The sequence below is a fragment of the Zafaria sp. Z1313 genome, from assembly GCF_050563205.1.
Lineage (GTDB): Bacteria > Actinomycetota > Actinomycetes > Actinomycetales > Micrococcaceae > JAZDCJ01.
Genome location: NZ_JBNWUK010000004.1, coordinates 12,669 through 26,390 on the forward strand (window position 1 = coordinate 12,669; position 13,722 = coordinate 26,390).

Genomic DNA, 13,722 nt, shown 5'->3' on the forward strand with positions numbered 1-13,722 from the left:
CCATGCAGCCCGAGATCACCGTGTTGACCGCCCCGAACCCGGGTCCCATGACCCTGGACGGAACCAATTCCTACATCCTGCGCGCGCCGGGCTCCGGCTCCACGGTGGTCGTGGACCCCGGGCCGGACGAGGCCGGACACCTCGCCGCGCTCGCGGCGGCCGGCCGCGTCGAGCTCGTGCTGATCACCCACCGGCATCCCGACCACACGGCGGGGATCGACGCCTTCCACGCGCTGACGGGCGCGCCCGTGCGCGCCGCGCTGGACGGGTTCTGCCGGGACGCCGGGCCGCTCGCCGACGGCGAGGTGCTGCGTGCGGGCGGCCTGGCCCTCCAAGTGGTCGCGACCCCGGGGCACACCTCCGATTCGCTGTGCTTCTTCGCCGCCGACGACGGCCCGGGGTCGATGCTGACCGGGGACACCGTCCTGGGCCGCGGGACCACGATCCTGGACTTCCCGGACGGGACGCTGGCCGACTACCTGGCCAGCCTCGACGTGCTCGACGGCTTCGCCGAAGCGGCCCTGCTCCCCGCCCACGGGCCGGCGCATCCGGCCCTGGGCCCCGTCGTCGCCGCCTACCGGGAGCACCGGCTTGAGCGGCTCGAGCAGGTGCGCGCCGCCGTCGCATCCCTCCAGGCGGCGGGCGGCCCGGCCGCGCCGGGCGTCGCCGAGGTGGCCGACGTCGTCTACGCGGACATCGACCCCTCGGTGCGCGGCGCGGCCGAGCATTCCGTGGCGGCCCAGCTGGCCTACCTCTTCGGAGACCGCTAGTTCTTCGCGGCCTCGGCCGCCTCGACGGCGAGCGGGACGAACTCGTCGAGGGCCCACACGAGGCTCAGCGGGTTGGACGCCGAGATCGCGAGCGTGAGCTGGTCATCGCTCGTGGCGATCAGCCCGCCGTTCTTGATGCCCGGGATCTGCCCGATGAGCGGATCGGCGGCGATGGCCTCGTTCGTGGTCCCGGCCGGGACCCAGGTGAAGAAGACGTCCGACTCGAGCTCGTTGGCCCGCTCGGCGGCCCACGGGAAGTAGAACTGCCCCGACGGCGTGTTCTCCTCGACGACCGGCGCCTGCGTCATGCCGAGCGCGGTGAGGAAGCGGGGGCGGTTGTCGCCGCCGGCGTAGACGCTCAGGCTGCCCTCGGTGACCGTGAGGTCTCCCGCGATGAAGGTCGTGTCCTGGAAGACGGGGTTCGCGTCGGCGGCCGCGGCGATCTTGGACTCGACGTCCGCGATGACCTGCCCGGCCTCGGCCGACTTGCCGAGGGCCTCGCCGATGGCCTGCGTGGAGTCCTGCCACTGGGCCGTGTAGTTCTCGGCGAGCGGGCCCACGACGGGGGCGATCCTCGAGAGCTTGTCGTACTCCTCCCGCGTCAGGCCGGAGTAGGGGGCCAGGATGACGTCCGGGGCGACCTTGGCGATCTCCTCGAAGTTGATGCCGTCGGTCGGGTCGTACTGGACCGGGGCGTTCTCCGAGCCGATCGGGGCGCCGAGCTCCTCGAGCCTGGCGTCCTTCCAGTCGGTCGAGCCGTTCTCGTTCTGTCCCCAGATGTCCAGGTCCATGCCGGCGGGAACGACGCCGAGGGCCAGCGCGATGTCCGCATTGACCCACGAGACCGTGGCGACGCGCTCCGGCTGGGCCTCGATGACGGTCTCGCCGTAGAGGTGCTCGATCGTCACGGGGAAGGCGTCGGCCGCGGGCGCGGTCGTGCCGGGATCGGCGTCCGTGGAACCGCAGGCGGAGGCGCCGAGGACGACGGCGGCTGCGGCGGCGATCAGGGACGCGCGGCGGGTGATCTTCATGGGAGTCCTTTGGGTGTTGGGGTGGGTCGGAACGCGAACAGGGAATGACCCGCTCGGTAAGGTTAGCCTTGCAGAACCTCATGACGCAAAGGTCTCCTACCGTATTGTGGCGCGCGCAACACCCGGCGGCGCGTTACAGTCGGCATCATGACGATCCGCGAGCGGCATCCCGAAGCACACTTCACCCACGTTCCGCAGGCCACTGCGCTCGTCACGGGCTCCACGGCGGGGATCGGCGCGGAGTTCGCCCGGCAGCTGGCCTCCCAGGGCCACGCCCTGGTCCTCGTCGCCCGCGACGCCGCGCGCCTCGAGTCCTCCGCCGCATCGCTGCGGAGCCGCTTCGCCGTCCCGGTCGAGACGATCACGGCGGATCTGCTGACGGACGACGGCGTGGAGGCGGTCGCCCGGCGCCTCGCCTCGGTGGACTCCCCCGTCGCGCTCCTGGTCAACAATGCGGGTCACGGACTGCGCGGCAATTTCGCGGACAACGAGCTCTCCGACGAGCTGGACCTGCTGCGCATCCACACGCAGGCCCCGCTCGTCCTGGCCCACGCCGCGCTGCGCGCGATGGGCGCCGCGGGCGGCGGGCGGATCATCAACGTCGCGTCGATGGCGGCGTTCACCCCGCACGGCACCTACTCGGCCGCCAAGGCGCTCATGGTGTCCTTCAGCCGCTGGGCCAACGAGTACTACCGCCCCCGCGGCATCACGGTCACCGCGGTGTGCCCGGGGTACGTGCGCACCGAGTTCCACGAGCGGATGAGGCTCGAGCACCTGCGCGTCCCCCGCTTCGCGTGGCTGCAGCCGGACGAGGTCGTCCAGGCGGGGCTCGCCGACGCGGCGGCCGGCCGCGCCGTCTCCATCCCGACCCTGCGCTACAAGGCGGGAGCGGTCCTGGCCCGGCTCCTGCCCGACGCGCTGCTGGCCCGGGTGGGCCGCGGGTGGCGGCCCACGCAGGAAAAGTCCCCCGTCCCTCACCAACCGTCAGCGAGGTGTCGTCGATGCGGAACAGCGTGGCGAGCGAGCCGTCCTCGACGCCGCGGAAGCGGATGGTGACCGTCTGGCCCTTGTAGGCGTTCAGGTTCACGGTCTTGAGCGAGTAGCCGCTGGACTTGTCCAGGTTGGAGAAGGCCGCGACGGTCGTCGTCGTGGATCCGGAGACGACCTGCACCGAGAGGGTGTCGTACTTCATCGACGCCGTCGTCTCATTCGAGAGCACGTGCAGGTGGAAGCCGAGCTGCGCGGTGCCCGTGCCGGACGGGACGGCGACCTGCTGGTCCAGGGTGTAGGTGTTGGCGTTGCCCCAGCCGTTCAGGCCCGCGAAGCGCGTGCCGGTGCGGGCGGCCGAGCCGGACTCGAAGGTGTCGGCGTGACTCGAGGTCCAGCCGGTGGAGCCGGACTCGAAGCCCGGGTTCTGCAGGAGCTGGCCGGCGCCCGGAGTGGGGTTGCTCCCGCCGCCCAGGGCGTTCATGACCTTGGCGGCGTCGACCAGGCCGGCGCCGCAGCCGATCGTGCAGCCGCCCGGCATGGCGCGCGTCCCGTTCTTGAGGGCCGTCTCGACGGCGGCCGGGGTGAGCGAGGGGCTCTTGGCCTTCATCATCGCCACGATGCCGGCGACGTGCGGGGTGGCCATCGAGGTGCCCTGGTAGAAGGCGTAGCCCTGGCCGGCCGGCACGGTGGAGCCCGTGTTCACGGTGGAGAGGATGCCGCCTCCGGCCACGCGGGTGTCCCCGCCGGGCGCGGTGACGTCGATCGCCGACCCGAAGTTGGTGAAGTAGGACGGGCCGCCGGAGGGGTTGGAGGAGGCCACGGTGACCACGTTGTTGCAGTTGGCCGGACGGACGTTGGCCGCGTTCTGCGCCTCGTTGCCGGCCGCGACGACCACGGTGGTTCCGCGCGAGACGGCGCCGTTGATCGCGTTCTGGTAGGTCGTGCCGCAGGCCCCGCCGCCGCCCAGGGACATGTTGATCACGTGGGCCGGGTTGGGGTTGGCGGGGACGCCGGAGACGGCGCCGCCGGAGGCCCACGTGATGGCGTCGGCGATGTCGGAGAGCATGCCGCCGCACTTGGCCAGGACGCGGACGGGGACGATCTTCGCGTCGGGGGCCGTGCCGGCGACGCCCGTGGAGTTGTTGCTCACGGCGGCGACGGTGCCGGCGACGTGGGTGCCGTGCCACGAGGAGGAGCCGCCCTGCGAGGATCCGCACTCGCCGGCGTTGTACCAGTCGCCCTCGTCGAGGGGATTGTTGTCGCGCCCGTTGCCGTCGCGGGCCGCGGCGGGATCGGAGACGAAGTCGTAGCCGGGCAGGACGTTGGCGTTCAGGTCGGCATGGGAGGTGATGCCCGTGTCGAGCACCGCCACGACGCTGCCGGCGCCGCGGGAGACGTCCCAGGCCGCCGGCATCCGCAGCCCGTTCGCCCCGTGGTAGCCCCACTGCTCGCCGTAGCGCGCGTCGTTCGGCGTCCAGGAGATGGTCATCCGGGCGTCCGGCTCGACCGATTCGACGAGCCCGCTCGCGGCGAGCTCCTGCATGAACTCCTTCGACGCGGCGGCGTCGAGGGGCTTGTCCGCCTTGATGACGAACCCGCCCGTGGACAGGGCCCGCAGCTCCTTGACCGAGGTGCCGGCCCCGCGGGCGGCCTTGCCCCAGGCCTTGGCGCGGCCTTCCCTGGCCGCGGAGGACGGCGCGTCCTTGTAGTTGACGATGAACTGCTCGTAGCTCTCCCCGGGCTCGACGGCACCGAGGGCGACGCCGGCCGGCGCCGCGGCGACGGGGAGGGTCGGGGCGGGTGCGGCGGCCGCGGGGGCGAGGGCGCCCGACGTCAGGCCCGCGGCGCCGACGACGGCTGCCGCCGACAGGGCCAGGGCACGGGTGAAGCGAGTGGCATTCGATGCCATGGTGCACTCCTTGAAGGTGTCGATGGATGACGGCCGACCGGACGGTGATCAGGCGCCGGAGGGCGCGTACTACGGATCGTAGCCATCGATTGACAGGAATTGAAAGACTTCTCAAGGAAGTATTTGAGAAATTTTGAACGCTTCGGTCGATGTTCCACATAGTTCATCAAGGCAACCGAAGTCCTCGCTTCAGGAGGTGCGCAGGCGGCGTTCTGCCGGCTAGTAGTAGACGGCCAGCGCCCCGTTCGGCCCGTCGATGACGTGCACCGGGGTGTCGAAGACGCGGGTCAGCACGTCGTCGACCATGATCTTCTCCGGGGGCCCGAACTCGACGACCCGGCCGTCCTTGACCGCGCAGATGTGGTCCGCGTAGTGGCCGGCGAAGTTGATGTCGTGGATGACGATCACCACGGTCTTGCCGAGCTCGAGCGCCGCCTGGCGCAAGTGCCGCATCATCTGCACCGAGTGGCGCATGTCGAGGTTGTTCAGCGGCTCGTCCAGGAGGACGTAGTCGGTGTCCTGGGCCAGCACCATGGCCACGTAGGCGCGCTGCCGCTGCCCGCCGGAGAGCTCGTCGAGGTAGCGGCCCTCCAGCCCGGTGAGGTCCAGGAAGTCGATCGCCCGGCTCACGACGGCCTCGTCCTCGCGGGTCAGCCGGCCCTTCGAGTAGGGGAAGCGGCCGAAGCCCACGAGCTGGCGCACGGTCAGGCGCGTGATGAAGTGGTTCTCCTGGCGCAGGATCGAGACGATCCGGGCGAGGTCCTTCGAAGCCGTGGAGACGACGTCGTACCCGGCGATGGTGATGGTCCCCTCGTCGAGCCCCAGGAGCCGCCCGATCATGGTCAGGAGCGTGGACTTGCCCGCCCCGTTGGGCCCGACGAGGGCCGTGACGCCGCCGGCGGGGATCTCGAGGTCGACGGGACCGATCGCCACGTCGGTGCCGTAGTTCTTCCTGACCTTGCTGAGCGTGATCACAAGCGGCCCTTTCGGAGGATGACGTAGAGGAACACGGATCCGCCGACGAGCTCGATGATGATCGAGACGACGCCTTCGGCGTAGAAGACGTTCCGCATGATGAAGTAGGCGCCGGAGAGCACCACGAACCCGGTGAGGAACGCGATCGGGAAGACGTAGCGGTGGTCGTAGGTATCGGCGAATTGGTAGGCGAGGGTCGCGACGAGGAAGCCGAGGAAGGTCATCGGCCCCACGAGCGCCGTCGAGACGGCCATGAGGATGGAGACGAGCAGCAGCACGCGGATCGTCTCGAAGCGGTGGTTGAGCCCCAGGTTCAGGGTCGCGTCCTTGCCGAGGCCGAGGACGTTCAGGCGCCGCGCCCCGAGGAGCAGGAGCCCGCCGGCCGCGACGCACAGCGGGATCGCGATCGGCAGGTAGTCCGCGTCGGCCTTGGCGATCGAGCCGAAGAGCCGGGCGGTGAGCAGGTCGAACTCGCTCGGGGTGAGGAGGCGCTGCATGAAGGTGGAGACGGAGCCGAGCCCGCCGCCGATGATGATGCCGATCAGGAGCATGATCTGCAGGTTGCCGTAGCGGCCGGAGAGCAGCCAGCCGTAGAGCAGGAGCGAGAGCCCCACCATGAGCGCGACCTGCAGGACGAACTGCCCCGTGCCCCGGAAGGCCACGAGCCCCGCCGCGCCGAGCGCGTAGACGGCCGTGGTCTGCACCGCGACGTAGAGCGACTCGAAGCCCATGATCGAGGGCGTGATGATGCGGTTGTTGGCGACGGTCTGGAAGGAGACGGTGGCGACGGCCTGGCAGAAGGCCACGACCGCCATGACCACGACCCCGAGCGTGCGCCGCTCGGCGATCCGCCAGAAGCCGTCGCTGCCGAACGGCATCGGATTGGCCCAGGCCAGGAGGCCGAACGCGAAGCCGACGGCGAGGACGGCCAGCACGCCGAGGACGATCCAGTAGCGCCGCCGGGCGCGGTGGTCCGGGAACGGCCCGGAGGCGCGTTGCGGTGCGGGTCCGGCCGGGGCCGGCAGGGTGCGCGCCTCAGCCACGGCGGCGCTGCCTCAGCAGGAGGGCGATGAACACGACGGCCCCGACGATCCCGAGGACCAGGGAGACCGGGACCTCGAACGGCATGATGATGGTCCTTCCGACGAGGTCGCAGACGGTCGTGATGGCGATGCCGAGCAGGCAGACCCACGGCAGGTTGGAGCGCAGGTCGTCGCCGCGGAACATCGAGACGATGTTCGGCACGATGAGCCCGAGGAAGGGCAGGTTGCCCACGACGACGGTGACGACGCCGGTCGCGACGGCGATCAGGCCCGTGCCCATGAGGATGATCCGGTTGTAGTTCAACCCGACGTTCGTGGAGATCTCCTCGCCGAGGCCGGCGACGGTGAGCCGGTCGGCGAGCACGAACACGGCCACCCCGACGAGCAGCACGATCCACAGGACCTCGTACTGCCCGCGCAGCACCGACGTGAAGCTCCCGGCGAACCAGATCCCGAGGCTCTGCAGCATGTCGGTCTGCAGGGCGAAGAAGGTCGAGACGGAGCCGACGACGGCGCCGAGCATGATCCCGACGATCGGCACGATGAGCGAGGAGCGCAGCGAGACGCGGCGCAGGAAGAGGAAGAACACCATGGTCCCGACGAAGGCGGCCGCGATGGCGCCGGACATGCGGGCCAGGATGGACGCCCCGGGGAAGAGCACCATGACGGTCAGCAGGCCGAGGCCCGCCCATTCGGTGGTGCCGGTGGTCGTGGGCTCGACGAAGCGGTTCTGGGTCAGCAGCTGCATGACGAGGCCGCACATCGCCATCGCCGCGCCGGCGAGGACCAAGGCGATGGTGCGGGGGATGCGCGTGATGGCGAACATCTCGTTGCCGTCCTCGGCGCCGAAGACGTCGTAGACGCCGGTCGCGAGGGACAGGGCGAGCAGTGCGGCGACGCCGAGGACGCCGAGCAGCAGCTTGACGTCGAAGAGCCGCCCCTTGGCCTGGGCGCGGGGCGCGGTGCTGGTGGTCACGGTGGGGCCGTCCGGGTTCGGTGGGTGCGCGGACGGCCGGCGGCGGGCCCGTGGGATGCGGGCTCCGCCGCCGGCCGGCGGCCGGGCGTGGCTAGTTCTTCGCCTCAAACGCGTCGGCGACGGCGTTGAAGAACTCGGTGTAGGTCTGGATGCCCTCGTTCGTGTAGGTGTCGGCGGGCATGTAGACGATGTTGCCGTCCTTGACCGCGTCGACGTTCTTCAGGGCCTCGGAACCCGCGAGCACCTCATTGGCGGGCACGTAGGCCCCGTCCTCGCTGCCGACGGCGGCGTCGCGGTCCATGGCCAGGATCCAGCCCGGGTTCGAGTCGGCGATGGCCTCGACGGAGATGTCGTCGCCCTGGTGGTCCGTGCTGGACTCGGAGACCTCGAGGGCCGGGGTCAGGCCGAGGATGTCGAAGACCGGGCCGAGGGTGCGGCCGACGGAGGGCGCGGCGTAGCCGATCTCGCCGCCGGAGGTGATGACGGCCATGACCGTATCGTCGGCCTGGTAGGCGGCCTTGGCGCGCTCGATGGCGGCCTCGAAGTCGGCCACGAGCTGCTCGGCCTCGGCCTGCTTGCCGAAGATCTCGCCGAGGACCGTGGTCTGGCGCTTGAGCTCGGCGTCGAACGGCTCGCCGTCGCGCGGGTCGAGGTTGATCACCGTGGCGTCCGGGACGAGCTCGCCGAAGTCCTTGGCGTAGTCGGCGAACCGCTGGCCGTTGATGATGAGGTCCGGCTCGACGGCGACGACGGACTCGAGGTCCGGCTCGCGGTGGTTGCCGAGGTCGACGATCGAGGCGTCCTTCGTGTAGGCGATGGTGTCCGGCATGAGGGCGACGGCGGCGGCGCTCAGCTCGATGCCCCAGTCGGAGAGGGTCTCGAAGGTACGGTTGTCGGTCGCGACGACGGAGGAGAACGGCGGGGTCAGCGTGTGCGTGCCGGTGTTGTCCTGGACCTCGATCGCCGCGGCGGCGCCGGCATCCTGCGTGGATTCGGTGGCGGGGGCCTGGCCGCCGCAAGCGGCGAGGGAGAGGGCGAGGACGCCGGCGACGGCGCCGAGGCGGAAACGAGAGGCGTTCATGATGTCCTTATCAGCGAGCGGGGCCATTTAGGCACGAAAGCCTTTCTAAATGGCGAAGGCAAGACAAACCTAAGCGTGCCTCCGTTGAGACTTCAAGTGCATCCCTCGACGCCCCGGAGGGCCGCGGCCGGACGCCCCAGGCGACTCCGGAGCCGCGGAATCCGCGCCATCCCGCGGCTGTGGCGACCCCGTCGCGGGGGCCGCGCCCCGGCGTCGTTCCCCGACGGCTGTGGGCCATCTCACGCCTGTTACCGGCCCCGGCCGGGGCTACTGGCGGGTCGGGCGCCCCGGCGCTAGGCGGGCGGCCGGGGACCGACGGGCTTCGGCAGCGCCTCGGGGTATTTTTCCTGGAGCTCGGCGACGAGCCGCTCGCGCAGCTCGCCGCGCAGGGAGGCGAGGTCGGCGGCGTTGCGGGCGCTGACGAAGATGCTGATCTGCATCATGCCGCCGGCGGCGTCGGCGACGGTGACGGATCCGTGGCGCCCGTCCCAGAGCTCGCTCGCCTCGAGCAGCTGGGAGACCCGGGCGCGCAGCCGCTCGACCGGCGCCTGCCACGTCAGGTCAAGCAGGATCGAACCGCTGAGCTCCGTGGAGCCGCGGGACCAGTTCTCGAACGGGTTCGTCGTGAAGTGCGTCGAGGGCAGGATCAGGCGCCGTTCGTCGGCGAGCAGCACGACGACATAGGTCAGCGTGATCTCTTCGATGCTTCCCTGTTTCCCTTCCACGAAGACGACGTCGTCCACCCGGATCGCGTCGGTGAAGGCCAGCTGGAGGCCGGCGAACACGTTGGAGAGCGTGCCCTGGACGGCGAGGCCCGCGACCACGGAGATCAGGCCGGCCGAGGCCAGGATGCCCGCACCGAGCGCCCGGACCTGGGGGATGAGCAGCAGGATGCCGGCGACGGCGAGGGTGAGGACGACGGCGGTCGCGACCCGGCGCAGCAGACTCACCTGGGTGCGGAGCTTGGAGAGCCGGCGCGGGTTCGGACTCTCGCGGCGGTACTTGGCCAGGAGCGAGTTCTCGACGAGGTGCAGCAGGACGGTCGCGAGCCACGCGATCGCCCCGATGAGGCCCACGAACATGAGGAAGTCGGAGGCCTCGCGCCACGACGCGTCCGGCGCCGTGGCCTGCAGGGCGCTGAGCGCGCCGGCGAAGGACAGCACGAGCGTCGTGGGGATGCGGCAGCGGTTGATGTCCGAGCGCAGCACGGGATGCCGGCTCAGGATCCGGTTCACGATGAACGCGGCGACGTAGCTCACGACGACGGCGGCGAGGACGGCCACGCCGACGGCGATCCACGGCAGCGCCTCGGCGGGCACGCCGCTGGCCTCGACGGAGTCCGTGATCGCCTCGAGCGGTTCGCTTCCCGCGCCGGGGAGCGACGGCAGGGAGGACGGCACCAGGGTCGGGATGTAGGGCATGGCTCCAGCGTTCCACATCGTCGCGGCACTCGGCGAGGAGCGCGGTGGCACCCGTTCCGTGACCTCGGCCACCGCTCCGTGACCGCGGGCCGCCCCGGAGGGCCCGGCGCACCCCGTTCCGCAACCTTCGCGCGCCCCCGTCCGCGACCTGCGCGGCGCCGCGCCCCGCCGTCGTCCGGGGGCACGCCGTGACCCACGGTCACGAAAATGCGGCACTTGGAAATACCTCTGGCGCGGGACGCGCAGCGGGCGCACCATGGGCACGTCACACCAACCACCCCCTGAGGGAGATGAGCATCATGAAGACCCTTCGAGCCGGAATCGCCAGCGCGCTGCTGGTGGCCGGCCTCGGGCTGGCGCCCATTGCGCCGGCCGCCGCCGCACCCTATTGCGGCATCACGTGGGGATCGCTCGCGGAGACCCGCGCCGCGATGTCCACGGCGCAGCTCACCGGCGTCCGCGCCGGCCGCCACGGCTGCTTCGACCGCCTCGTGTTCGACCTGCGCGGCAAGGCCCGGGGCTACGACGTCCGCTACGTCACGGCCGTCTACACCGAGGGCGAGGGCCGCCGCGTTCCCCTGACGGGAGCCGCCGACCTGCAGATCGTCGTCCGCGCCCCCGCCTACACCCCGGCCGGCCGGCCCACGTACCTGCCGGCGAACCGCAACCAGGCCGTGCCCGTGGCCGGCTACTCCACCTTCCGCCAGGTGGCGTTCCTCGGCAGCTTCGAGGGACAGACCTCGTTTGGGCTCGGCGTCCGCGCCCGCCTGCCGTTCCGCGCGTTCGTCCTGGACGGGCCGGGGACCGGATCCCGGCTCGTCGTGGACGTCGCCCACCGCTGGTAGGCCGCCGACGACGGACCGCACCGCGGCCCGGGCCCCACGCGGGGCCCGGGCCGCGTCATGGAGGTGCCGTGGCGCGCCGGGCGTGCCACGATGCTCCTATGAGCTCCCGCCCGTACCTGCAGGTCGACGTCTTCACCGCCGCCAAGTACCGGGGCAACGCCCTGGCCGTGGTGCTCGACGGCACGGGACTGGACCCCGCGGCGATGCTGGGATTCGCGGCGTGGACCAATCTCGCCGAGACGACGTTCGTGCTGCCGCCCACGGCTCCCGGCGCGGACCTGCGGGTGCGCATCTTCACGACCACGACCGAGCTCCCCTTCGCCGGCCATCCCGTCCTCGGAACCGTCCACGCGTGGCTCGAGTCCGGGGGTGTCCCGGCCCGGCCGGGCGAGGTGGTGATCGAGTGCGGGGCCGGCCCCGTCCCCGTGCGCCTCGGCCAGGATGCGGACGGCGAGCGCGTGCTGTCCTTCCAGGCGCCGGCGTTGCGGCGCACGGGCCCGCTGGATCCGGACGTCCTCGAGTGGGCGGTGGCCGGTCTGGGCCTGTCTCCCCACGACGTGCTGGCGCACCAGTGGGTCGCCAACGGGCCGAACTGGGCCGGCCTGCTCCTGCGCGACGCCGAGGCCGTGCTCGGACTCGAACCGGACTTCGCCGCGCTCGCGGGCCTCGAGGTCGGCGTCATCGGCGCCTACGGGGCGCCGGGCAGCGCCGCCGGCTCCTATGCCGGGACGGCGTACGACGACGGGGCGCGCCCCGGGCGTCCCAAGGGCGCCCGGGCGGAGCTCGAGCCGCTCCCGGCGTCCCCTGGTGAAGCGGCCGGCGGGGCCTTCCAGGCGGCCGTCGCCTCGGCCCCGGCCGACTACGAGGTCCGCGCGTTCTGCCCGGGCGAGGGACTCCCGGAGGACCCCGTGACGGGAAGCCTCAATGCGGGCCTCGCCCAATGGCTCATCCCCAACGGCTTGGCCCCCGAGCACTACACGGTGCGCCAGGGCACGCGGCTGGGCCGGACGGGCCAGGTCGGCGTGGCCCGCGACGCGGAGGGGATCTGGATCTCCGGCCGCGCCGTCACGTGCATCACGGGGAGCGTCGAGCTGCCCTGAACGGGAGTACGCTTCCTCCAGTGAGCACAGCCCCCTCCCCCGCGCCGGCCACGGAGCGCGAATCCTGGACCGCCCTCTGGGCGCTCGTCATCGGCTTCTTCATGATCCTCGTCGACTCGACGATCGTCTCCACGGCGATGCCGGCGATCATGCGCGGCCTGGACACCGACATCAACGGGGTCATCTGGGTCAACAGCTCCTACCTCCTGGCCTTCGCCGTCCCCCTGCTCATCACGGGCCGGCTCGGGGACCGCTTCGGCCCCAAGAACGTCTACCTCCTCGGGCTCGCCGTCTTCACGGCCTCCTCGCTGTGGTGCGGGCTCGCCGCGGACGTGGGGACGCTCATCGCTGCCCGCGTCGCCCAAGGGCTGGGCGCCTCGCTCATGACCCCGCAGACGATGACGTTCATCACGAGGATGTTCCCGGCCGAGCGGCGCGGCAGCGCGATGGGCCTGTGGGGCGCCGTGGCGGGCATCGCGACCTTGGCCGGCCCCATCCTGGGCGGCGTGCTCGTCGACACGCTCGGCTGGGCCTGGATCTTCTTCGTCAACGTGCCCGTGGGGCTCATCGCGCTGGCCCGCGTGTGGACCAAGGTGCCGCAGCTGCCGCGGCACAGCCACCGCTTCGACCTGCCCGGCGTCGCGCTGTCCGCGGTGGCGATGTTCCTGATCGTCTTCGGCATCCAGGAGGGCAACACCTTCGGCTGGGGCGAGATCGCCCGGGGCGTCACGGTGTGGCACCTCATCGGCGCGGGCGTCGCCGTGCTCGCCGCGTTCCTTCTCTGGCAGCGGCTGAACCGGCACGAGCCGCTGCTGCCGCTCGGGCTCTTCCGCGACCGCAACTTCTCCCTCGCCAACGTCGCGATCGCGTGCATGGGGCTCGCGATCACGGCCATGAGCTTCCCCATGATCCTCTACCTCCAGTCCGTCCGCGGGCTCACGCCGACGCTCTCGGCCCTCATGATCGCGCCCATGGCCGTGCTCGCCGGCGTCCTGGCCCCGCTCGCAGGCCGCCTCGTGAACCGGCTCGACCCGAAGCTCCTCGCGGTGCCCGGATTCCTACTCTTCGGCGGCGCGATGCTCTGGTACGGCGCCGTCATGGGCCCCGCGACGCCCTACTGGCTCCTGCTCCTGCCTCCCGTCGTGATGGGGCTCGGCAGCGCGCTGATCTGGCCGTCCGTCTCGCTCACGGCGACGCGCGACCTGGGCCCCGCGGAGGCCGGTGCCGGCTCGGGCGTCTACAACACCACGCGCCAGGTCGGCGCCGTGCTCGGATCGGCCCTCATCGCCGCGCTCATGCAATTGCGCATCACGGCGGAGAGCGAGGCCGCCGTGGCCGCCCTGCGGCAGGACGCCGCGGACGGCGCGGCGTCCGTCGTCGTCTCCGCCGAGGGACCGCTCGGGCAGTCCGTCCCGGAGTTCCTGCACGCGGCCTTCAGCACGGCGTTGGGGCAGTCCCTCTTCCTGCCGGGCCTCGTCGCGGTCGCCGCCGCCCTGGTCTGCGTCTTCTTCCGCCGCCCCGGAACGATCTGACACGGGCGATACGCCGCGGAAACGCGTGCGTGACATCGGCGGGCGATGC

11 protein-coding genes and 1 pseudogene are annotated in these 13,722 nt (G+C 71.6%); 5 read left to right on the forward strand and 7 right to left on the reverse strand.

Going from position 1 to position 13,722, the window contains the following annotated elements:
• Positions 1 to 2: 2 nt before the first annotated feature.
• Positions 3 to 770: an MBL fold metallo-hydrolase gene (locus tag ACQ3I4_RS05865; RefSeq protein ID WP_329863598.1), complete on the forward strand. Its 768-nt coding sequence runs from the start codon at positions 3 to 5 to the stop codon at positions 768 to 770.
• Here ACQ3I4_RS05865 and ACQ3I4_RS05870 read toward each other — a convergent pair.
• Positions 767 to 1,801, reverse strand: coding sequence for an ABC transporter substrate-binding protein (locus tag ACQ3I4_RS05870; protein WP_430633076.1), 1,035 nt, complete (start codon positions 1,799 to 1,801; stop codon positions 767 to 769). The two genes, ACQ3I4_RS05865 and ACQ3I4_RS05870, sit on opposite strands and share 4 nt — an antisense overlap.
• A 147-nt stretch (positions 1,802 to 1,948) precedes the next feature.
• Between ACQ3I4_RS05870 and ACQ3I4_RS05875 the strand changes: the two genes are divergently transcribed.
• Entirely contained in the window at positions 1,949 to 2,857 is a 909-nt protein-coding gene (locus tag ACQ3I4_RS05875; RefSeq protein WP_430633077.1) for an SDR family NAD(P)-dependent oxidoreductase, read from the forward strand.
• 538 nt (positions 2,858 to 3,395) lie between these two features.
• On the opposite strand, the pseudogene ACQ3I4_RS05880 reads toward ACQ3I4_RS05875, so the two are convergent.
• The 6 genes and pseudogenes from ACQ3I4_RS05880 to ACQ3I4_RS05905 form a co-directional block, all read right to left on the reverse strand.
• A pseudogene (locus ACQ3I4_RS05880) lies at positions 3,396 to 4,700 on the reverse strand (S8 family peptidase); the annotation flags it as partial.
• A 219-nt stretch (positions 4,701 to 4,919) separates the two neighbouring features.
• Entirely contained in the window at positions 4,920 to 5,675 is a 756-nt protein-coding gene (locus ACQ3I4_RS05885) for an ABC transporter ATP-binding protein (protein WP_430633078.1), read from the reverse strand.
• The gene (locus ACQ3I4_RS05890; protein ID WP_329863607.1) at positions 5,672 to 6,718 is read right to left on the reverse strand and encodes an iron chelate uptake ABC transporter family permease subunit; all 1,047 of its coding nucleotides are present in this window, start codon (positions 6,716 to 6,718) and stop codon (positions 5,672 to 5,674) included. Before ACQ3I4_RS05890 ends, ACQ3I4_RS05885 begins: the two co-directional genes overlap by 4 nt.
• Entirely contained in the window at positions 6,711 to 7,694 is a 984-nt protein-coding gene (locus ACQ3I4_RS05895) for an ABC transporter permease (protein WP_329863609.1), read from the reverse strand. Before ACQ3I4_RS05895 ends, ACQ3I4_RS05890 begins: the two co-directional genes overlap by 8 nt.
• A gap of 91 nt (positions 7,695 to 7,785) precedes the next feature.
• Positions 7,786 to 8,775 (reverse strand): siderophore ABC transporter substrate-binding protein, encoded by a 990-nt coding sequence (locus ACQ3I4_RS05900; RefSeq protein WP_430633079.1) that lies wholly within the window; start codon positions 8,773 to 8,775, stop codon positions 7,786 to 7,788.
• Between the two features lie 293 nt (positions 8,776 to 9,068).
• Positions 9,069 to 10,196 carry a mechanosensitive ion channel family protein gene (locus tag ACQ3I4_RS05905; RefSeq protein WP_430633080.1) on the reverse strand — a complete coding sequence of 376 codons (1,128 nt, stop codon included), beginning with the start codon at positions 10,194 to 10,196 and terminating at the stop codon, positions 9,069 to 9,071.
• A 299-nt stretch (positions 10,197 to 10,495) separates the two neighbouring features.
• On the opposite strand from ACQ3I4_RS05905, the gene ACQ3I4_RS05910 reads away from it, so the two are divergent.
• The 3 genes from ACQ3I4_RS05910 to ACQ3I4_RS05920 all read left to right on the forward strand — a co-directional run bounded on the left by ACQ3I4_RS05910 (position 10,496) and on the right by ACQ3I4_RS05920 (position 13,673).
• Positions 10,496 to 11,041 (forward strand): AMIN-like domain-containing (lipo)protein, encoded by a 546-nt coding sequence (locus tag ACQ3I4_RS05910; RefSeq protein WP_430633081.1) that lies wholly within the window; start codon positions 10,496 to 10,498, stop codon positions 11,039 to 11,041.
• A gap of 98 nt (positions 11,042 to 11,139) precedes the next feature.
• Positions 11,140 to 12,141, forward strand: a complete 1,002-nt coding sequence (locus ACQ3I4_RS05915; RefSeq protein WP_430633082.1) for a PhzF family phenazine biosynthesis protein — start codon at positions 11,140 to 11,142, stop codon at positions 12,139 to 12,141.
• Between the two features lie 20 nt (positions 12,142 to 12,161).
• Complete coding sequence (locus ACQ3I4_RS05920) at positions 12,162 to 13,673, forward strand: DHA2 family efflux MFS transporter permease subunit (RefSeq protein ID WP_430633083.1); 1,512 nt, start codon at positions 12,162 to 12,164, stop codon at positions 13,671 to 13,673.
• The last annotated feature ends 49 nt before the right edge of the window (positions 13,674 to 13,722 follow it).